At 65.2% G+C, this 21,168-nt stretch carries 15 protein-coding genes and 1 tRNA gene; 3 read left to right on the forward strand and 13 right to left on the reverse strand.

Translation table 11 applies throughout. The annotated features are described in order from the left end of the window. Positions 1 to 104: 104 nt before the first annotated feature. From clpX to WH265_RS06085, 6 genes are all read right to left on the reverse strand, one after another. On the reverse strand, positions 105 to 1,376 hold the full coding sequence (clpX, locus tag WH265_RS06060) for an ATP-dependent Clp protease ATP-binding subunit ClpX (protein WP_021027442.1): 1,272 nt from the start codon (positions 1,374 to 1,376) through the stop codon (positions 105 to 107). Between the two features lie 101 nt (positions 1,377 to 1,477). Beyond that, a complete protein-coding gene (gene clpP / locus WH265_RS06065; protein WP_021027443.1) occupies positions 1,478 to 2,086 on the reverse strand; it encodes an ATP-dependent Clp endopeptidase proteolytic subunit ClpP in 609 nt (202 codons plus the stop codon). 153 nt (positions 2,087 to 2,239) lie between these two features. Then, positions 2,240 to 3,553 (reverse strand): trigger factor, encoded by a 1,314-nt coding sequence (gene tig, locus WH265_RS06070; RefSeq protein WP_021027444.1) that lies wholly within the window; start codon positions 3,551 to 3,553, stop codon positions 2,240 to 2,242. A 490-nt stretch (positions 3,554 to 4,043) separates the two neighbouring features. Beyond that, positions 4,044 to 4,130 (reverse strand) — tRNA-Leu (locus WH265_RS06075). Positions 4,131 to 4,263: 133 nt separating this feature from the next. Beyond that, the gene (locus WH265_RS06080; RefSeq protein ID WP_339557677.1) at positions 4,264 to 7,500 is read right to left on the reverse strand and encodes an efflux RND transporter permease subunit; all 3,237 of its coding nucleotides are present in this window, start codon (positions 7,498 to 7,500) and stop codon (positions 4,264 to 4,266) included. Between the two features lie 9 nt (positions 7,501 to 7,509). Then, positions 7,510 to 8,718: an efflux RND transporter periplasmic adaptor subunit gene (locus WH265_RS06085; RefSeq protein WP_339557678.1), complete on the reverse strand. Its 1,209-nt coding sequence runs from the start codon at positions 8,716 to 8,718 to the stop codon at positions 7,510 to 7,512. A 205-nt stretch (positions 8,719 to 8,923) separates the two neighbouring features. Between WH265_RS06085 and hpnC the strand changes: the two genes are divergently transcribed. Further along, positions 8,924 to 9,814 carry a squalene synthase HpnC gene (gene hpnC, locus WH265_RS06090; protein WP_445228145.1) on the forward strand — a complete coding sequence of 297 codons (891 nt, stop codon included), beginning with the start codon at positions 8,924 to 8,926 and terminating at the stop codon, positions 9,812 to 9,814. Positions 9,815 to 9,976: 162 nt separating this feature from the next. Here the strand turns inward: hpnC and WH265_RS06095 are convergent, their stop codons facing one another. From WH265_RS06095 to WH265_RS06115, 5 genes are all read right to left on the reverse strand, one after another. After that, a complete protein-coding gene (locus WH265_RS06095; RefSeq protein ID WP_339557679.1) occupies positions 9,977 to 11,524 on the reverse strand; it encodes a DegQ family serine endoprotease in 1,548 nt (515 codons plus the stop codon). A gap of 92 nt (positions 11,525 to 11,616) precedes the next feature. Then, positions 11,617 to 13,266: a thiamine pyrophosphate-binding protein gene (locus WH265_RS06100; RefSeq protein ID WP_339557680.1), complete on the reverse strand. Its 1,650-nt coding sequence runs from the start codon at positions 13,264 to 13,266 to the stop codon at positions 11,617 to 11,619. A gap of 7 nt (positions 13,267 to 13,273) precedes the next feature. Continuing rightward, a complete protein-coding gene (locus tag WH265_RS06105; RefSeq protein WP_339557681.1) occupies positions 13,274 to 14,242 on the reverse strand; it encodes a Bug family tripartite tricarboxylate transporter substrate binding protein in 969 nt (322 codons plus the stop codon). 132 nt (positions 14,243 to 14,374) lie between these two features. Beyond that, positions 14,375 to 15,712, reverse strand: a complete 1,338-nt coding sequence (locus tag WH265_RS06110; protein ID WP_339557682.1) for an ATP-binding protein — start codon at positions 15,710 to 15,712, stop codon at positions 14,375 to 14,377. Next, entirely contained in the window at positions 15,709 to 16,392 is a 684-nt protein-coding gene (locus WH265_RS06115) for a response regulator transcription factor (RefSeq protein WP_339557683.1), read from the reverse strand. The genes WH265_RS06110 and WH265_RS06115 overlap by 4 nt, the downstream gene beginning before the upstream one ends. Positions 16,393 to 16,970: 578 nt before the next feature. On the opposite strand from WH265_RS06115, the gene hpnD reads away from it, so the two are divergent. Together hpnD and hpnE are read left to right on the forward strand one after the other, a co-directional pair. Continuing rightward, entirely contained in the window at positions 16,971 to 17,813 is an 843-nt protein-coding gene (gene hpnD / locus WH265_RS06120) for a presqualene diphosphate synthase HpnD (protein WP_021027453.1), read from the forward strand. A gap of 1 nt (position 17,814) precedes the next feature. Beyond that, positions 17,815 to 19,131: a hydroxysqualene dehydroxylase HpnE gene (hpnE, locus tag WH265_RS06125; protein WP_339557684.1), complete on the forward strand. Its 1,317-nt coding sequence runs from the start codon at positions 17,815 to 17,817 to the stop codon at positions 19,129 to 19,131. A gap of 7 nt (positions 19,132 to 19,138) precedes the next feature. Here hpnE and WH265_RS06130 read toward each other — a convergent pair whose 3' ends face one another. Then, entirely contained in the window at positions 19,139 to 20,074 is a 936-nt protein-coding gene (locus tag WH265_RS06130; RefSeq protein WP_339557685.1) for a LysR family transcriptional regulator, read from the reverse strand. 95 nt (positions 20,075 to 20,169) lie between these two features. After that, positions 20,170 to 21,144: a quinone oxidoreductase family protein gene (locus WH265_RS06135; RefSeq protein WP_339557686.1), complete on the reverse strand. Its 975-nt coding sequence runs from the start codon at positions 21,142 to 21,144 to the stop codon at positions 20,170 to 20,172. Positions 21,145 to 21,168: the final 24 nt, after the last annotated feature.

Genomic DNA, 21,168 nt, shown 5'->3' on the forward strand with positions numbered 1-21,168 from the left:
CAGCAAATGCACCCTCAAGCCCATGGGACACAGCCCGGCGGCGCCAAGCGGTCCTTGTAAAACACCGATGGCAGAGCCCCAGCGGTCTCTGCCATCGCAGCCTGTCAGGCCTTTTTCGCCGCTTCCCGGTACACCAGGAGGGGCGGCTTGCCTTCGTTGATCGTCGCCTCTTCGACCACGACCTTGGCCACGTTGTCGGTGGTGGGCAGGTCAAACATGGTTGTCATCAGCGACTGCTCCAGTATCGAGCGCAGCCCCCGGGCGCCGGTCTTGCGGGCCAGCGCCTTCTTGGCAATGGCGGTCAAGGCATCCGGGCGTACCTCCAGCTCCACGCCTTCCATGCCCAGCAGCTTGTTGTACTGCTTGACCAGCGCATTCTTGGGCTGGGTCAGGATCTGCACCAGCGCGTCCTCCGACAGCTCGGCCAGCGCGGTGACCACCGGCAGACGCCCCACCAGCTCGGGGATGATACCGAACTTGATCAGGTCTTCGGGCTCGATGTCGCGGAAAGCCTCGGAGATGGAGCGCTGCTGCTTGCTCTTGACGGTGGCACCAAAACCGATGCCCGAGGCCTCGGAGCGGTTCTCGATGACCTTCTCGAGCCCGGCAAAGGCGCCGCCGCAGATGAACAGGATATTGGTCGTGTCGACCTGCAGGAAATCCTGGTTCGGGTGCTTGCGGCCGCCCTGGGGCGGGATCGAGGCCATCGTGCCTTCGATCAGCTTGAGCAGCGCCTGCTGCACGCCTTCGCCCGACACGTCGCGGGTGATCGAGGGGTTGTCCGCCTTGCGGGTGATCTTGTCGATTTCATCGATGTAGACGATACCGCGCTGGGCCCGCTCTACATCGTAGTTGCAGCTTTGCAGCAGCTTTTGCACGATGTTCTCGACGTCCTCGCCGACATAGCCCGCTTCCGTCAACGTGGTGGCGTCAGCCATCACGAAGGGCACGTTCAGCTGGCGGGCCAGGGTCTGGGCGAGCAAGGTCTTGCCCGAGCCGGTGGGGCCGATCAGCAAGATATTGCTCTTGGCCAGCTCCACATCGTCCTTGCCGGCCTTGTCCTTGTGCGCCAGGCGCTTGTAGTGGTTGTACACCGCCACGGCCAGGGTGCGTTTGGCGGGATCCTGACCGATGACATAGTTGTCCAGGGTGGCCTTGATCTCGGCCGGTGTCGGCAGATCATTGCCCTTGGCCTTCTCGCCCTCCTTGCCTTCTGCCGCCACTTCGTCGCGCACGATGTCATTGCAGAGGTTGATGCACTCATCGCAGATGAACACGGACGGTCCGGCAATGAGTTTCTTCACCTCGTGCTGGCTCTTGCCGCAGAAGGAGCAGTACAGGGTTTTTTCGCTGGATGAGCCTTTTTTCTCGGCCATGGGGGCAATGCCTTCAATCGAATCTATGTGGAAACAATGATAACCAACTACAAAGCGGCCTCAACCGGTAGGGTTGCGGCCGCTTATCCGGAAAAGCCTACTTATGGGCGCTTTTCTACCACAGTATCGACCAAACCGTACTCCTGGGCTTCTGGGGCCGTCATGAAGTAGTCGCGCTCGGTATCGGCCTTGACCTTGTCATAAGGCTGGCCGGTGCGGTCTGCCAGGATGCGGTTCATCTGCTCCTTGGTGCGGATGATGTCGCGGGCATGGATTTCGATGTCCGTGGCCTGGCCACGGGCGCCGCCCAGCACCTGGTGGATCATGATCTTGGAGTTGGGCAGCGAGTAGCGCTTGCCCTTCTCGCCAGCGGCCAGCAGGAAAGCGCCCATGCTGGCAGCAAAGCCCAGGCACATGGTCGAGACCTGCGGCTTGATGAACTGCATCGTGTCATAGATGGCCATGCCAGCCGTCACGCTGCCGCCAGGCGAGTTGATGTAGAGCGAAATCTCCTTGTCGGGGTTTTCGCTTTCCAGGAACAGCAGCTGGGCCACCACCAGGTTGGCGGTCTGGTCATTGACTTCACCGACCAGAAAAATCACGCGGTCCTTGAGCAGACGCGAGTAAATGTCAAACGAGCGCTCACCACGGCCCGATTGCTCGATCACCATCGGGATCAAACCCAAGTTCTGAATATCTTGTGCGCTCATTACATCTCCGTTCAGGATTGGTGGAAGCTAGCGTCAATGCACTGTGACTGCGCTAACTGTACCCCAATAAAATGGGGCCTGCGCCCAAAAGCACAAGCCCCTGATTTTGGCTGGCAAGCGCTGGCGGCCATGGCCGCCCAGCGCACCTGGCTATCAGCCTTGTTGACCCATCAGTTCGTCGAAGGACACGGTCTTGTCGCTGACCTTGGCCTTGCCCAGCACGAATTCGGTCACGTTGTTTTCGATCACAACGGCTTCGACTTCGGCCAGACGCTGGCGGTCACCAAAGTACCAACGCACGACGTCTTCTGGCTTCTCGTAGCTCGATGCCAGCTCGTCGATGTGGGCCTTGATTTGCTCAGGCGTGGCTTCCAGCTTGTTGGCCTTGACCAGCTCGGCCACCACCAGGCCCAGGCGCACGCGGCGCTCGGCTTGGGGCAGGAACACGTCAGCAGGGATTTCCGCCTTTTCAGCGTCCTTGATGCCGCGTTGCTTGAGCTCTTCACGGGCGCCTTCGAGCAGACGGCCGACTTCGGCGTCGATGCTGGCCTTGGGCAGGTCCAGCTCAGCCTTGGACACCAGGGCTTCCATCACGGCTTGCTTGTTGCGCGACTGAACGCGGAACTTGACTTCACGCTCCAGGTTCTTCTTGATGTCAGCGCGCAGGCCTTCGACGGAGCCGTCAGCAATGCCCAGGGACTTGGCCAGTGCTTCGTTCACTTCGGGCAGGTTGGCCGCTTCCACCTTCTTGACGGTCACCAGGAAGTCGGCGGTCTTGCCAGCCACTTCCTTGCCGTGGTAGTCCTCAGGGAATGCCAGGGGGAAGGTCTTGGATTCGCCGGTCTTCATGCCGCGCACGGCGTCTTCGAATTCCTTGAGCATCTGGCCTTCGCCGATCAGGAACTGGAAGGCTTCAGCCTTGCCGCCAGCGAAGGGTTCGCCGTCGATCTTGCCTTCGAAGTCCACGGTCACGCGGTCGCCGTCCACGGCAGCCGTGTCGGCTGGGCGCTGGGCGAAGGTGCGACGCTGCTTGCGCAGGATGTCGATGGTCTTTTCGATGGCAGCGTCGTCCACGTCGGCAGCCAGCTTCTCGACTTCAGCGGAAGCCAGGTCACCGATCTTGACTTCGGGGAACACTTCGAACACGGCGTCAAATGCCAGCTCACCCTCAGGTGCGCCTTCTTTTTCAGTGATCTTGGGCTGACCGGCCACGCGCAGCTCGGCTTCGTTGGCGGCCTTGGCAAATGCCTCGCCGACCTTCTCGTTGAGCACTTCGTACTGCACGGAATAGCCATAGCGCTGTGCCACCACGTTCATCGGCACCTTGCCTGGACGGAAGCCGTCCATCTTCACGGTGCGGGCCAGGCGCTTGAGGCGGCTGTCCACTTCGGTTTGCACGGATGCGAGAGGCAAGCTCAGCGAAATTTTGCGCTCGAGCTTTTCAAGGGTTTCAACATTCACTGCCATGGTTAATCCTAGTTAGGCACGAACCCTTCCGGCCACGGTGTGCAAACGCCATTCAAGCCAGCCTGCAAGCGGCAAAGCTTGCGTCCGATGCGAGGACTGTCCGTGTCACATCGGGGATGGCATCAACGGGGATTGGCACCGTTTTACAACCTGGGGTCCCAGTAGATAGGCGACTGGCCCTAAGCCCAGCACACCCAAAAATCAAACGATGACAGCGCATTCAGTAGCAAGCAACACCTGGCGTGACGCGGCAAAAACCAGCGTTGTCACGAAAGCGGTGCAGCGCAAGGCGCCATCGACCGAAACCGAACATTATATATAAAGCCAGCTCTTTTCTTGGCTGCCAATACCGTCTTGCTGCAGGGTCAGAACCCGGACGCGGGCAGCCGCCGATGCAAAACACCAAGAAAAAAGCCGAATCTCCAGCAGGAAATTCGGCTTATATTCAGCAAAAAAGCAGACGGCGCTTATACCTTCTGCTATTAAATTTTGGTGCGCGGGGGGGGACTCGAACCCCCACACCATTGCTGGCGTCAGGACCTAAACCTGGTGCGTCTACCAATTTCGCCACCCGCGCGGTTGCGGCTGCAGCCAGCTTGTGAGCCAACCCGCCTGTTTTAGGTCAATCCAAGATTCTAATGCAAGCCATTGGCGCCTTGGGCAAACCGGGGCAAAAACTGCCCGCGCCATGGCCTGGCATCGCAGGCCGCTCAAACCGCCGCCGACAGTGGCACCTCGCTGTGCTCCTTTTTCACGCGGAACCAGGCCGCATACATGGCCGGCAGCGCCAGCAAGGTCAGCACCGTGGCAACGACCAGGCCGCCCATGATGGCAACGGCCATCGGCCCCCAGAAGATGCTGCGCGACAGCGGAATCATGGCGAGCACGGCAGCCGCGGCGGTCAGCGCAATCGGGCGCAGCCGGTGGGTGGCGGCCTCGACAATCGCATCCCAGGTCGAGAGGCCCGCCGCATGGTTGGCCTCGATCTGGTCGATCAGGATCACCGAGTTGCGCTGGATCATGCCCATCAGTGCGATCACGCCCAGCAAGGCGACAAAGCCAAAGGGCCGGTTCAGCAGCAGCAAGGCCGCCGTCACGCCCGCGATGCCCAGGAAGCCGGTGATATAGACCAGCACCGAGCGGCTGAAGCTGTGCAGCTGCAGCATCAACAGGGTAAAGACAATGAACACCATGATCGGCATGCCTGCCATGATCGAGTCCGAGCCCTTGGCGCTCTCCTCCACCGCACCGGCAATCTCGATGCGGTACTGGTTCAGGCCCTTGTCGGCCCAGCCCTGCTGCAGCTTTTGCAGATCGGGCCAGAGCTTTTGCGTCACCGTCGGGCCTTGCAGGCCGGCAGCCACATCGCCTTGTACGGTGATCGCATACTCCCGGCCCTGGCGCCAGAGAATGCCCGGCTCCCAGACAAAGCTGGGCTTGGCAATCTGCGACAGCAGGATGGCCTGGCCGCTGCTCGAGGCCACATAGGCATTGCCCACGTCGGTCACGGCCTGGCGCTCGTCCACCGGCTGGCGCAGCACCATGTCGATCAGCTTGTCGCCTTCGCGGAACTGGCCGATGGTGTTGCCCGACAGCTGGGTGCGCGTGGCCTGGGCAATGCTCTGGTTGCTCACACCCAGCGCACGCGCCTTGCTCTGGTCCACCTCCAGGCGCAGCACCTTGATGGACTCGTTCCAGTTGTCGTTCACACCGCGCATATCGGGCGATGCCTCCAGCTTGGCACGCACGTCGCTCGCCAGCGTGCGCAGCAGTTGGGGGTCCTGGCCCATCACGCGGAACTGCACCGGGTAGGGCACCGGCGGGCCGCTGGGCAGCAGCTTGACGCGGGCGCGCACCTCCGGGAACTCCTGGGCCAGCAAGGTCGGCAGCCGCTTCATCAGGCTGTCGCGATCGGCCAGGTTGTGGGGCAGCAGGATCAGCTGCGACACATTGGACTGCGGGAAGATCTGGTCCAGCGGCAGGTAAAAGCGCGGCACGCCCGAGCCGATCCAGGAGGTGACGGACTCGATGCCGTCCTGCGCCTGCATGCGCTGCTCGATGCGCCGCGTCACCTCTTCGTTGGCGGCCATGCTCGAGCCCTCGGGCAGCCAGACATCCATCAGGATCTCGGTGCGGTTGGAATCGGGGAAGAACTGCTGCTGGACCCGGCTCATGCCAAACAGGCCCAGCGCAAACACCAGCACCGTGGCGCCAATCGTCAGCCAGCGGTGCTCCACGCACCAGGAGACGGTGCGGCGGAAGCGGTTGTAGAAGGGAGTGTCGAACATCGCATGCTCCCCGCCCTCCTCTTGGGGCGCATGCTTGGGCTTCTTCAGGAACACCGTGCCCAGGTAGGGTACAAAGTAGACCGAAGCCACCCAGCTGATGACCAGCGCAATCACCGTCACCGCAAAGATCGCAAAGGTGTACTCACCAGTGGTGGACTTGGCGATACCAATCGGCATGAAGCCCGCCGCCGTGATCAAGGTGCCCGTCAGCATCGGCTTGGCAGTGATGTCATAGGCGGCGGTGGCCGCGCTCAGCTTGTCATAGCCCTCTTCCATCTTGCGCACCATCATCTCGACCGCAATGATGGCGTCGTCCACCAACAGACCCAGCGCAATGATCAGCGAGCCCAGCGAGACCTTGTGCAGGCCAATGCCCCAGTACCACATCGCCAGGAAGGTGGCGCAAAGCACCAGCGGAATGGTGATGCCCACCACCAGCCCGGGGCGCGGATCCAGCGTGATGCGGCGCCACAGCGGGTCCTTGCCCTTGCGGATATGCATGCCCAGGCTCACAAAGCTCACGGCCAGCACAATCACCACCGCCTCGATCAGCACGCGCACAAACTCGTTGACCGAGGTGGACACGGCCTTGGGCTGGTCCTGCACGTTCTCCAGGCTCAGGCCGGCCGGCAAGGTGGGCACGATCTTGTCCACCGCCTCATGCAGGTGCTTGCCCAGCGCAATCACATCGCCACCCTTGCGCATCGAGATGCCCAGGGCCACCGTGGGCTGGCCCTGGAAATGCACCTTGGTCTTGGCCGGGTCCAGGTAGCTGCGGTAGATATCGGCGATATCGCCCAGCTTGAGCTGGTTGCCGTTGGGCCCCCGGATCGGCATGGCCTTGACGTCCTCCAACTGGCGGAACTCGCCCGTCACCTCGACCTGCACCCGGTCGGCACCGGCTTGCACCTCGCCACCGCTTTGCACCGCGTTTTGCTGGCCGAGCTGGGCGATGACCTGGTTCATGTCCAGCCCCAGCTGGGCCAGCTTGCTGCGCGAGATCTCGATATAGAGCTTCTCGTCCTGCACGCCAAAGAGTTCCACCTTGGCCACGTCCTTGACCCGCAGCAGGCTCTGGCGCACGCTGTCGGCATACTCCTTGAGCTCGGCGTAGCTATAGCCCTCGCCCTGCAGCGCATAAATCACGCCGTAGACATCGCCAAAGTCATCGTTGTAGAAGGGGCCAAGCACGCCCTGGGGCAAGCTGGCGCGCATATCGCCCACCTTTTTGCGCACCGCCAGCCAGGTCTGCGGCACATCCTGCGGGCGCGTGTCTTCGCGCAGGTTCAGGATGACCAGCATCTCGCCGGGCTTGGAGTAGCTGACGATCTTGTCGGCATTGGGCACGTCCTGCAAGGTGCGCTCGACCTTGTCAGTCACCTGCTCGGCCATCTGCTGGGCCGTGGCGCCTGGCCATGCGGCCGAGACCACCATCGCGCGGAAGGTGAACGGCGGGTCTTCATCCTGGCCCAGCTGAAAATAGGCGCCGATGCCCAGCACCAGCAGCATGATGAGCAGGTAGCGCGTCAGCGGCACATGCTGCAGTGCCCAGCGCGAGAGGTTGAAGCCCTTGCTGCTGCCGTGCTTCTCGCCATCGGGCTCCGGGGCCGAGGATGGCGGCGTGCCAGCGCCTTGCGGCTTGTTCTGAGGTGTTTGCATGGCCACCTCTTATTGCTTGGATGCAGGTGCAGGCGCCGCAGCATCTGCCGCGGCGGGCGCATTCACCACCGGTGCATCGGCCTGGGTTTGCGAAGGCGCTGCAGCGGCGTACTTGGACTGGAACACCGTCACCTTCTGGCCGGCATTGAGCACATGCACGCCGGCAATCACCACCTGCTGCCCCGCCTGCAGACCGCTTTGGATCACGGCGTCATTGCCGTCCATGCGCGCCACAGCCACTGCCTGGGGCTGCACGGTGGAGCTGACCGGGTCAAACACCCAGACCTGGCTGCTGCCGGCCTTGTCCCACAGCGCCGACAAAGGCAGCTTGATCACCTCGCTCGCCTTGTCGGCACCGGCAGGGCGCTCGGGCGGCAGCACGGTCACGGTGGCGCCCAGCTTGGGCAGCACATCATTGGGCGCCGCATCCAGCGAGGCCTTGACTTGGTAGGTGCGCGTGGCAGCATCGGCGCTGGCCGCTACCTCGCGGATATGGGCGCCCAGCAACTGCTCCTCGGGCCAGACCTTGACCTGCACCGGCTGGCCGGGCTTGAGCTGGGCAATGCGGTCCTCGGGCACGGCAAACACGGCATCGCGCGCGCCATCCTTGGCCACACGCAGCACCGGGGTGCCGGCCGATACGACCTGGCCGGGCTCCACATTCACGGCGGTCACGACGCCCGCCACATCGGACACCAGGCGGGTGTAGGCCGTCTGGTTGCTTTGGCTGGCCGCATTGGCCTTGGCCTGGTCGAGCTGGGCCTGGGCCGATTTCAGCGCTGCCGCATGGCGCTCCATCTCCGCGGCGCTGATGAAATTCTTGTCGCGCAGCTCCTTGAAGCGGCGGTAGTTCGCCGCCTCCAAGTCGCGCTGCGTGGTAGCGGCCTGCACCTGGGCCTGCGCGCCTTGCGCGGCCAGCGCGTAATCGGCACCATCCAACTGCGCCAGCAACTGCCCGGGCTTGATGGCCTGGCCCAGCTCCACGTTGCGGATGAGCACCTTGCCGGCCACCCGAAAGCCCAGCTGCGCCTCGGTGCGGGCGCGGATATCACCGGCAAACGCCGTCTGCGCCTGCAGCGGCGCCGCGCCCACCGTTTGCAGCTTGACCGCCCGGATCGGCTCGGGCGGGGATTCCTGGCGTGAACAGGCCGCCAAGGTGGCGATGGACAGCAGCAGCACTGCGGCACGCGCACTGGGCGCTCGAAGAGGTAGGAACATGGTGTGCATGCGGGCGGTAAGGCCAAGATGGCCCTGGCCCGGCAGATGAAAAAGAGGGGAACGCACCAAGGACCCTCAGCACAACACCCGGACGCGCGCTGTGCCGAAGGCCCTTAATGACCAAACGGTCACTAATCTAGACAGTTCGCTCCCGGCTGTCAATGCTTGGCAGCCACACCCAGTGGGATGCGCTAGCATCGGCGCTGTGAAAGATTCCACGCCCTCCCCTTCTGCGCCTATCGGCTCGTCAACGCCGGCCGTGGCCACGCCCGTCACCCACTACGAGAATTTTCCGGTGGCCTCCTGGCTGTGCCCACCGGCGCTGCGCCCGCCCATTGCCGCCATCTACCACTTTGCGCGCACGGCCGATGACATTGCCGACGAGGGCGACGCCGATGCCCCCGCCCGCCTGGCCGAGCTGCAGGCCTACCGCGATGCGCTCGCCCATATCGCCCAGGGCAAACCGCCGCAGGAGCGCTGGCAGGCCGTGTTTGCGCCGCTGCAGGCAGCCATCGTGCAGTGGCAGCTGCCGGTGGCGCTGCTCGATGATTTGATCAGTGCCTTTATGCAGGACATCGACAAGACCGCCCAAGGCGCGCGCTATGCCGACCGCAGCGAGCTGCTCGACTACTGCCGCCGCTCGGCCAACCCAGTGGGCCGCTTGCTGCTGCATCTGTATGGCGTGAACGATGCCCCGTCCCTCGCCCAGAGCGATGCCATCTGCAGCGCGCTGCAGCTGATTAACTTCTGGCAGGACTTGAGCGTGGATATTCCGCGCGGCCGCTACTACCTCAATGATGCCGACTGCCAGGCCGCCGGTATCACCACGGCCGCGATGCAACAGCGCCAGGACAGCCCGGCGCTGCGCCAGCTGGTGATGCAGCAAGCCGCCTGGGCGCGCCGCCTGATGGAAGAAGGCGCGCCGCTGGTGCACCGCGTGCCCGGCCGCGCCGGCTGGGAGCTGCGCCTGGTGGTGCAAGGGGGTTTGCGTATTCTCGATAAGGTGGAAGCCCTGCAAGGCCAGAGCCTGTGGCAGCGCCGCACCATTGGCAAGGGCGATGTACCGCTGATGCTGTGGCGCGCCTGGCGCATGTGAGCCGCTTTCCGCCCGCAAAAAAAAGGCCGAATCCTGCGATCCGGCCTAAAGGGGTTATGGGAACCCCCGAGGAGAGTGTTTACGGGCCTTGCGGCCAGGCGGCTCAGTGCTCAGCCATCCTTTGCCCAAGTGGGGAATGTGTTTGACATGGTCTAGACTTTCTTAACCCAGCTGCACCGGCACAAAAATCTTCTGGCCATTGCGCTCGATCAGCAGCGCCACCGACTTGTCGGATTGGGCGACCTGCTTGCGCAGATCCTCAATCCCTTTCACCGCCGTGCCATTGACGGAGAGCACCACGTCACCGGGCTGCACACCGGCGAGCGCCGCAGGCCCGGCCGCTTGCTCGACGATCAAGCCCTGCTGGCTGCCGCTGGCCTGCTTTTCCTGGGGCGTCAGCTCGCGCAGCGCCAGGCCCAGCTTGCCCTTGCCGACCTTGTCGTTGCCCGCCACCTGCTCGCCCTTGCTGACATTGCCGCCCAGAGTGGCTTGCAAGGTGGTGGCCTTGCCGCCGCGCCAGACCTGCAGCTCGGCCTGGGTGCCGGGGCGCGCTGTGGCAATGGCCGCAGGCAGGTCGTTGGACGAGACAATCGCCTGGCCGTTGTAGCCGGTGATCACATCGCCGGGCTGCAGGCCGGCCTTGTCGGCAGGGCCGCCCTTTTCCACGCTGGCCACCAAGGCGCCTTCGGGCTTGGGCAGCTTGAAGGAATCGGCAAAAGCCTGGTTGACCTCCTGGATCACGACACCCAGGCGCGCATGGTCGACCTTGCCGTGCGAGACGATCTGGTCCTTGATGTTGACCGCCAGGTCAATCGGGATCGCAAAGGACAGGCCCTGGTAGCCGCCGCTCTTGCTGTAGATCTGCGAGTTGATGCCGACCACCTCGCCCCGCGCATTGATCAGGGGCCCGCCGGAATTGCCAGGGTTGATCGCCACATCGGTCTGGATGAAGGGCACCGAGCTGTCATCGGGCAGCGCGCGGCCCTTGGCACTGACGACACCGGCAGTCACCGAGTTCTCGAAGCCAAAGGGCGAGCCAATGGCCAGCACCCATTCGCCCTGCTGGATGGCCTTGGAGTCACCGATCTTGGCGACCGGCAAATCCTTGGCGTCGATCTTGATGACGGCGATATCGGTCTTGGGGTCCGAGCCCAGCACCTTGGCCTTGAACTCGCGCCGGTCGGTGAGCTTGACCGTCACCGTCTTGGCGCCCTTGACCACGTGGGCATTGGTCAGGATGGTGCCATCGGGGCTGATGATAAAGCCCGAGCCTTCGCCGGCCATCGGCACCTCTTGCGGCACCTGGCGGCCAAAGCCGCGCGGCATGCCTTGCTGCGGCACACCAAAGCCGAACTGGCGGAAGAACTGCAGCATCGGGTCATTGGGGTCGATCTGCTGGCCCCGGTTGGCCGAGGGTGCGGCATCGGCATCGTCGCCGTCGTCCTCATCGTCCGAGACCTTGCGCGTGCCGCGCACACTGATATTGACCACCGCAGGCCCGGCCTGCTGGGTGATGGCGCTGAAATTGGGCAGGCTCACCATGGGCACGGCCGCCGGGGCGGACTGGGCCATGACCGCAGGCGCGCCCTGGGCATGGGCGCTCCACTGCACATGCTGCAGCGCAGAGGCACCCACGCCGCCCAACACCCCTGCCGTCAGCAAGGCAGCTACCAGTTTGCGCGAACCGAGTTGAAAAGAAGGAACAGACATTTTGTACTCCTGAATACCACTTGCATGAGGTCGATGGAGCTAATGTGCCTGCCCAGACTTAGAGGAAACTTAGACGCGCATCACTTTCGGCCTCAGGACTTTTGGTAGGGGAAATACGGCGGTGCCTCGCCAATGGCCAGCATATCGACCTCCAGCAATGCCAGCCCGGGTTGGCTCGCCAGCTGCGCCACCGCCTCTGCCAAGCCATGGGCCTGGCTGAGCTTGCGGTAGGCGATGCCGGCCGACTGGGCCAGCAGCGCGAAGTCCGGCGGTGCCAGATCGCCATAGACGCGCCGGCCGCCAAAGTTCGCATCCTGCATGTGCTTGATGACGCCGTAGCCGGCGTCATTCATGACGATGAACAGCATGTCCAGCCGCTCCTGCATGGCGGTCCAGAGCTCGCAGACATTCATCATGAAGCCGGCATCGCCGCTCAGCACCACGGTCTTGGCACCTTCAGCGGCAAAGGCCGCGCCGATCCCCAGCGGCAGGCCCTGGCCAATGCCGGCGCCCACCGGGTGCATGGCATCGCGCGGGCCATAGACCTCGAACAAACGGTTGCCCCAGGTGGAGTTGGCCACAGTGATATCGCGCGCCCAGACGGCATTGCGCGGCAGCTGGCGTCGGAGCTGCTCGGCAAAGCCGGCATAGGGGCCCAGGGTGCGGGCAAAGGCCTGGCGGGCACGCTGCTTCATACTGGCAAATTGCGCGCGGTAACCAGGCTCGGCCTGGTAGCTGCCCAGCGCCACCACCAGGCGGTCGAGCACATCGCGGGCATCGCCACAGACAAACTGCGCGCAGTCGTAGCTGCGGCCCTCAGCAGCGGGGTCCAGGTCAATCTGCACCCGCAGGCCAGGCAAGGCCAGGCTTTGGTCCACAGTCTCCTGGCCACGCAGTCGCGAGCCCACCACGAGCATCAGATCCACGGTCTTGTAGAAGTCAATCACCTCCGGCGCGCCGGTGCCGTTGAGGCCGCCCAGATTGCAAGGGTGGTCCTCGGGCACAATGCCGCGCCCGGCCCAGCTCGATGCCATGCCAAAGCCCCTGTCCAGCAGCTGCTGCAGCGCTGCGCCGCCATCGATGGCGCCGCGCCCCACCCAGAGCATGGGCCGCCGCGCAGCGCGCACGCGCTCGGCCAGCTGCGCGATGTCGGCATCGCTGGCCCGGGCGCGCGCGGGCAGGGGCGGTAGCGCCAGGCTGGTGCCCGCATTGGCCTGCGGGATGGAGTGCTTTTGCACATCGATCGGAATCTCGATGCTGACCGGCCCCATCGGCGCCGTCAGCGCCTCGCTGGCTGCCTGCTGCAAGATGCGCAGCGCGTCTTCGGCCCGTTCAATGCGGTAGCTGGCCTTGCAGACCGATTGCAGCATGCCCAGCTGGTCGCGCACATTGTGGGTGGCGCCGGTATCGCGCCCCAAAAACTTGCGCGGCACCTGGCCGGTGATATGCAAAAGCGGGCTGGAGGCAAACGAGGCCTCCAGCAAGCCCGACACGGTATTGGCCGCGCCCGGCCCGGTGCTGGAGACCAGCACGCCCAGCTTGCCGCTGCGCCGGGCATAGCCATCGGCCATATGCGCCGCGCCCATCTCGCCGCGCGTCATCACCACACGGATGCCGCCCTGGCGGGCGATACCGTCCATGATGGGGATGTTGTGCACGGAGATGATGCCAAAGACCAGCTCGGTATCGATGGCGTGCAGGAACTGGGCGACCAGATCGCCGATATTGAAAGTGTGTGACATGGTGGTGTTACTGGCTGGCCTGAACGTCCGGGGCCAATGGCTTGAAGAAGGCGTAGTCGCTGGCAATGCGTTTTTTCAGGTCAGCGGTGCTGACCGGGTCGATCGCATAGCCCGAGCGCTCCATGTCGGCGACAAAGCGGGCATCGGCCAGGATTTTCTGGTTGGCCTGGGCCAGCGCCTCAACCACCTCGGGCGCGGTCTTGGCCGGTGCCAAGAGGCCGATCCAGCCTTCGAAATTGAAGTCGGGGTAGCCGGACTCGGCCATCGTCGGCGTCTGGGGCAGCTGCGGGTTGCGCTGCGGCGATGTCAGTGCCAGCGCGCGCACGCTGCCGCCTTGCACCTGCGTAACCGCCGTCGTGTTCAGGTCAAACAGGATGGAGACGCGGTTGGCCATCAGCTCGGCCATCGCCGGCGCATTGCCCTTGAAGGGCACATGCGTCATCGTGATGCCCGCGTACTTGGCCAGCAGCACACCCGAGAGGTGGTTGGACGAGCCATTGCCCGCCGAGGCATACGTCAGCTGGCCGGGATGGTCCTTGCCAAAGGCCAGCAGCTCCTGCAGCGACTTGAACGGCGACTGCGCGCCCACCAGCAGCACATTGGTGTACTTGACCACCGAGCCGACCGGCGAAAAATCGGCCACCGGGTCAAAGCTGGTGCTGGTCACCGCCGGCGTGATGCTGATCGTGGGGCTGGCGACAAAGTACAGGGTGTAGCCATTGGGCGCCGCGTTTTTGACCGCATTGGCGGCCAGGGTGCCGCTCGCGCCCGCCTTGTTCTCGACAATCACGCTCTGGCCCAGCAGCTCGGAGAGCTTTTGCCCGTACTGCCGCGCCACGATATCGACCGAGCCGCCCGGTGAATAACCCACCACCAGCTTGATGGGCTGCTGCGGATAGGCCTTGGGCTGGGCCTGCGCTGCAGCGCCCCACACCCCCAACAGCGCTGCGCTGAGCGCGATGCTCCACGGGTTCATGCCAGTCTCCTAAAGGTTCTTGTGCGCTCCTTTATCCCTTAGGTACCGATAGCCCCCTCCCCCTGCTAACCCTAGAAGTTCGCAGATTGAATAAGCTGATATTTACAACGAATCAGTTTGTGCCGTGTGGGCTTAGAAAATCACCCGCACCCGCAGGCCACCCAAGCTGGGAGACGCATCCAGAACCAGCTGCGCACCGTGCTGACGTGCCACCGCGCTGACAATGGCCAGCCCCAGCCCGCTGCCATGCGCAGCGGTGCCGGGCACGCGGTAGAAGCGGTCCAGCACCCGCTCGCGCTCTTCGAGGGCGATACCGGGACCGCTGTCTTCAACGCTGAGCACACGCTGGCCTTCGGCATCGGCGTACCAGCGGCACAGCACCTGGCCACCGGCAGGGGTGTAGCGCAGCGCGTTTTCCAGCAGATTGCGCAGCAGCAGGCCGAGCGCATCGGCCTGGCCCTGCACGGGCTCCAGGGTCTCGTCCAGCTGGTGCTGCAAGGTCAAGCCGGCCTGCTGGGCCAGCGGCTGCAGCTCATCGACCGCCATCCCGCACAGCGCAGCCACCGCAACCGGCTGCGCAGGCGCTGCCTGCATCTGCCCGGCCTCCTGGCGGGCCAGGTGCAGCAGCTGCTCGACCATGCGCGTGGCCCGGTCAATGCCTGCCATCACCCGCTCGCTGGCCACACGGCGCGCGGCATCATCGGGCGCGCGGGCCAGGCCTTGCACCTGCAGCCGCAGCGCCGCCAGCGGTGTACGCAGCTCATGGGCGGCGTCGCCGACAAAGCGCTGCAGCGCATCAAAGGCCGCCTGCAAGCGCGCCAGCAGCAGGTTCATCTCCTGCACCAGGGGCTGCACTTCCAGCGGCAGATCGGCATCGGCCAGCGGCGACAAATCATCGGCCTGGCGCGCCGCCAGCTGCTCGCGGGTGCGCGCCAACGGCGCCAAGGTATGGGCCACCACCCACCACACCACCAACATGATCAGCGGGGCCAGCAGCAGCACCGGCACGATGGAGCGCAAGGCCACATTGCCGGCCATCTGGCCGCGCGATGCGGCCTCTTGCGCCACCTGGATCACCTGGGTCGGCGTCTGCAGCGCATAGATGCGAAAGGCCACGCCATGCGCCCGCGCATCGCTGAAACCCAGCACGGCGACCTGGGGCAGCAGGCGCGAGTTGCTGGAGCGGTAGAGCATGATGCCGTCGGCGCGCCAGATCTGCACGATCATGTCCTGCGCCTTGGCCTGCGGATCGGCCAACGCATCCGACGCGACTTCGGACGCCAAGCCCGCCGACAGCGCCAGCGCAATGCGCTGCATCTGCACATCGAACAGCGCCTCGGTCTCCGCCCGCGCCGTGCGGTAGATGCTGACGGCCTGCAGGCCCGCGGCCACCACCACCACAGCCAGCAGCGCCCAGATGAGCCGCGCGCGCAGCGAAAAAGGCCTCCCGGCCCACAGCGCATGGCTCAAGATGCCACCCCGCTTGGCAGCGACTCGACCGGCACCAGGTAGCCCAGGCCGCGCACATTCTGGATCAGATCGGCGCCCAGCTTTTTGCGCACGCCGTGGATATAGACCTCGACGGCATTGCTGCTGATGTCATCGCGCCAGGAGTAGAGCTTTTCTTCCAGCTGCGCGCGGGAGAGCACGCGGCCGGGCCGGGCGATCAAGGGCTCGAGCACCGCCCATTCGCGGGCCGACAGCTGCACCGGCTGGCCGGCCACAAAGGCCTCGCGCGACGCGGGCACCAGGCGCACCTGGCCCCAGCAGTACTCGGGTTCGGCCCGGCCGCTGGCACGGCGCAGCAGCGCCCGGATACGCGCCAGCAGCTCATCGAGGTCATAGGGTTTGATGATGTAGTCGTCGGCACCGGCGTCGAGCCCCGCCACCCGCTCGGCAATGGCATCGCGCGCCGTGGCCACCAGCACCGGAATGCGCACCTGGCGCGCGCGCATCTCGCGCAGCACCTGCAGCCCGTCCACCTTGGGCAGGCCCAGGTCCAGCAGCACCAGGTCGTAGCCGGCAGTCGCCAGCGCCGTCTGCGCCATCGCCCCATCCTTGACCCAATCGACCGCCCAGGATTCGGCACGCAGTGCATCGAGCACCACTTCGCCAATCATCTGATCATCTTCTACCAGGAGTATGCGCATGGCAGCATTATGCAAGCGGCCCGTCACGCGATGGCTCACAGACCCAGAAGGAAAACGGGCTGAACCCCTCAATGGTGTTCAGCCCGTACCCGCTAGATCCACGACAGTAAGATCCGCCACAGGCACCCCGTCAATCGTGGTGCCTGCAGCGTCCCTCCGCACATGCCGCCGTCAGTGTGGAAACCCGGACTTGTTGTTGGCTTTGGTCCTGGTGCCCGGGCGGCATGTATCTCCCCTTGTGCTCAATGGCGACCGCGATTATATGGAGGGCGACATGTCAATACCCAACAACTATTGCAACAAAAGACTTCGATACGCCCTCCCGTCGACCGACGCCTGCATGCCATAACACCAAAGATCTTTGAATTTATTTATATTTTTTCCTTTGATCAGCAGCCCCAGTCACCCCAGCAGGCATTGTCAACAAAGCTGTGCAAGCGCTCACCCCCGCCATCGTGGCAGTGCAGCCCGGTTTGCGCGGTCATGCAGAGGAGCCTGGCAAGGCGCCGTGATGACTTGCATCTCTGTCGCTGGGGTAATCCTCCCGGGCCTCCGGCCCATGGGACAATACGGCGCTTATGACCACGCCCCAGCAGTATGTTCAAAACAAGGCCGCAGCCTCAGGCAGCAGCTTTTACTATGCCTTTCTCTTCCTGCCTAAAGACCGGCGTGCAGCGATCACCGCCTTCTACGCCTTTTGCAGAGAGGTCGACGATGTGGTTGACGAGGTGAGCGACCCGGGCGTGGCGGCCACCAAGCTGGCCTGGTGGCAGAGCGAAGTGCGCAAGAGCTTTGCCGGCCAGCCCAGCCACCCGGTGATGCAGGCGCTGATGCCCCATGCCAGCGCCTTCTCCATCCAGGCCGAGCACCTGCTGGCGGTGATCGAGGGCTGCCAGATGGACCTGGAGCAAACCCGTTATCTGGATTTTCCGGGCCTGCAGCGCTACTGCCACCTGGTGGCAGGCGTGGTGGGCGAGGTGGCGGCCCGCATCTTTGGCCAGACCAGCCCGCAAACCACGCAGTACGCCCACAAGCTGGGCCTGGCGTTCCAGCTCACCAACATCATCCGCGATGTGGGCGAGGACGCGATGCGCGGCCGCATCTACCTGCCCGTCAATGAGCTCCAGCAGTTCGATGTCAAGGCGCATGAGATTCTCAACCGCAAGTACTCGGAGCGCTTCGAGGCGCTGATGCGCTTTCAGGCCCAGCGCGCCCACCAGCTCTATGACGAGGCGCTGGCCCTGCTGCCGCAGGCCGATTACCGCGCACAAAAGCCCGGCCTGATGATGGCCAGCATCTACCGCACCTTGCTGCGCGAGATCGAGCAGGACAAGTTCCAGGTGCTGCACCAGCGCGTGAGCCTGACCCCCCTGCGCAAGCTCTGGCTGGCCTGGCGCATGCAAGCACTGGGCCGCATGTAACGTGGCCCGCAGCCAACGTATCGCCGTGATCGGCGGCGGCTGGGCCGGCATGGCCGCCGCCGTTGAGCTCGCCGCAGTCAGTGCCCACCAGGTCACGGTCTGGGAATCCTCCGCCCACTGGGGCGGCCGCGCGCGCGGCCTGGCCTTGGCCCTGCCCGGCGGCGACGAGATCACGGTTGACAACGGCCAGCACATTCTGATTGGCGCCTACACCGCCTGCCGCGCGCTGATGGAGCGCGTGGGCGTCAGCACCGATGCGTCCTTTATCAAGCGGCCACTGGCCATGCGCTACCCCGATGGCCGGGGCATTCAGTTTCCCGATACTGCGCCGCCCTGGGATGCGCTGATCGGCATTGCCACGGCCAGGGGCTGGTCACTGGTCGAACGCCTGCAACTGCTGCGCCGCGCTGCCGCCTGGCAACGCCAGGGTTTTCGCTGCGCACCACAGGCCAGCGTGGCCGATCTCTGCGCCGGTCTGCCCCAGCGCCTGCTGGCGGAGTTTTTTGACCCGCTGTGCATCTCGGCGCTGAACACGCCCCTGCACCAGGCCAGCGGCCAGGTCTTTCTGCGCGTGCTGCAAGACAGCCTGTTTGCCACCCACAAAGGCTCGCATTTCTGGCTGCCGCTGGTGGATCTGGGCCGGCTCTTCCCCGATGCCGCCGCCAGCTGGCTGCAAGCCCGGGGCCACGACTGCCACCTGAGCGGGCGGGTGCAGCAGCTGGCCAGGTCCGAGTCAGGCTGGCGGGTGAACGGACAGCGCTATGACCAGGTGCTGCTGGCCTGCCCGGCATGGGAGGCCGCGCGTCTGGTGCAAGCGGCCTTTGCAGATTCATCAGCGCCCGAGCAGGCAGAGGCCCAGGCCTGGGCGGACGACGCCCAGCGCCTGGCACACACCGCCATTGCCACCGTCTACGCCTGGAACCCGGCCCCCAACGCCCAAGGCCACAGCCTGGCCGCGCCCTGGCTGGCGCTGGAGAGCAGCCCCCAGCAGCCCGCGCAGTTTGTGTTTGACCGCGCCCAGCTGGGCGATCCGGCGGGCCTCTTGGCCTTTGTCATCAGCACCAGCCATGGCGACCGCGCTGAGATCGAGCAGCAGGTCATCGCCCAGGCGCAGGCCCAGTTGGGCCTGGCCTTGCAGCCCCTCAAAACCATTGTGGAAAAGCGCGCCACCTTTGCCTGCACGCCTGGCCTGCAGCGCCCCGGCATGCTGATTGCACCCGGTCTGCTGGCCTGCGGCGACTATATCGACGGGCCCTACCCCGCGACCTTGGAAGGCGCCGTGCGCAGCGGCATCGCCGCCGCCCACGCGCTGGCCTGACCCACCCTCAAACAGCGCCTTCTGGCTGGCGCCAGGGCGCGCCCTGCGCAAAATGCGCAATCACCCAGTCGCGCCAGGCGCTGGATGCGGCACTGCGCCACTGGCTGGAAGGCCGCACCAGGTAGATGCCGGCATCGGCCTGCAGCTGCCACTGCGGCAGCACCTCCTGCAGATGGCCCGCTGCCACCTCGGGGCCCAGCAACCAGTCGCCGCCCGCAATGATGCCCAGCCCTTGGCGCGCGGCGACCAGCAAGGCCTCGTTGTCATTGCTCACCATGCTGGCGCGGATGCTGACCGTGCAGGATTCCCCCACGCGCGAGAACTGCCACTGCGGGTAGCTGCGCAGCCCGGTAAAGCCCAGGCAGCGGTGGCCGGTCAGGTCCTGCGGCGCTTGCGGCCAGCCTTGCGCGGCCAAATAGCTGGGCGCGGCACAGACCAGGCGCCGGTGGTCACACAGCCGGGTCGCCACCAGGCTGCTGTCGGCCAGCGAGCCGATGCGGATCGCCGCATCAAAACGCTCGCCGATGATGTCGACAAAGCGCTCGGCATACTCCACATCCAGCACCACCTGCGGATGGGCCTTGGCAAACCCCGCCACCATGGGGCTGAGCCAGCGCCGCCCCATGCTGGCCGGCAGCGACAGCCGCAGCGACCCACGCACAACAGCCGCAGCCTCGCTGGCCTGGCGCTGGGCCTGGTCCAGCAAGGCCATGGCCTCGCGCACCTGGGCCACAAAATGCTGGCCCTCGCTGGTAAACCGCAGTTGGCGCGTGGACCGCTCCAGCAGCCGAATCCCCAGCCGCGCCTCCAGCGCACTCAGCCGGCGCGACAGCACCGTCGGGTGGCGCTGCAACTGCGCGGCCGCAGCGACAAACGAGCCGGCATCGAACACCGCCAGCAAGGCGCTGAGTTCATCGGCGTGTTGGCTGTCGAGCAGGGGCATGGTCGCTGGCGGAGTGGCTGGTGTCCGCACTATAGGCGAAGACGCGGTGGACGAGGCGGACTGGGCAGCCAGGCCGCCATCCAAGCTGCCTGGCATCAAGGCAGCAGCACCACCGCCCCCTGCGTCTGCCCCGCCTCCAGATCAGCATGGGCGGCAGCCACGTCGGCGAGCGCATAGCGGCGCCCAATGGCCGGTTGGAGGATGCCCTGCGCTACCGCCTGCAGCACGGCAGCGGCGCGCTGCTGGTATTCGGCCGCCGTGGCAGTGTGCGCAGCCAGTGAGGGGCGGGTGATATAGAGCGAGCCTTTGGCGTTGAGCGTGGCCATCTCCACGGCGGGCGGCGCGCCGGTCGTGGCGCCAAAGGACACCATCAGGCCCCGGGGGCGCAGGCAGTCCAGCGATGCGGCAAAGGACAGCTTGCCCAGGCCGTCATAGACCACATCGGCCATGCGGCCGCCAGTGGCCTCGCGCAGCTGCGCGGCCAGGGTCTGGGGATCGAACACCAGCGCCTGGTCGCAACCGGCAGCCAACGCCCGTGCCTGGCTTTGTGCTTTGGAGACCACGCCGATGACGGTGGCGCCCAGGTGCTTGGCCCAGGAGGCCATTAGCTGGCCCACACCGCCCGATGCGCCATAGAGCAGCACAACGGTGCCCGGGCCGACCGCATAAGTGCTCGTCAGCAGGTACTGCGCGGTAATGCCTTTGAACAGCACGGCGGCGGCCTGCTCGGCGCTGATGCTATCGGGCAGCTTGACCAGGCGCTCGGCCGGGTAGAGGCGCTCGCTGGCATAGGCACCCAAGGGCCCCGTGGCATAGGCCACCCGGTCGCCCACCGCCAGCTGGCTCACCCCAGCGCCCAGCGCCAGCACGCTGCCCGCGCCTTCCAGCCCCAGGCCCGATGGCAGCGGGATGGGCGCCAGGCCCTTGCGCTGCAGCACATCAAGCGGGTTCACGCCCACCGCCTGCTGCGCGAGCAGGACCTCACCCGGGCCGGGTGCGGCCAGCTCCAGCTGCTGCAGCTGCATGCATTCCGGGCCACCGGCTGCTGCCAAACGAATCACTTGCGCCATGCATCACTCCTTGCGGTTTTGTCG

The sequence above is a fragment of the Comamonas sp. MYb396 genome, from assembly GCF_037479555.1.
In the GTDB taxonomy this organism is placed as follows: Bacteria; Pseudomonadota; Gammaproteobacteria; order Burkholderiales; family Burkholderiaceae_C; genus Comamonas.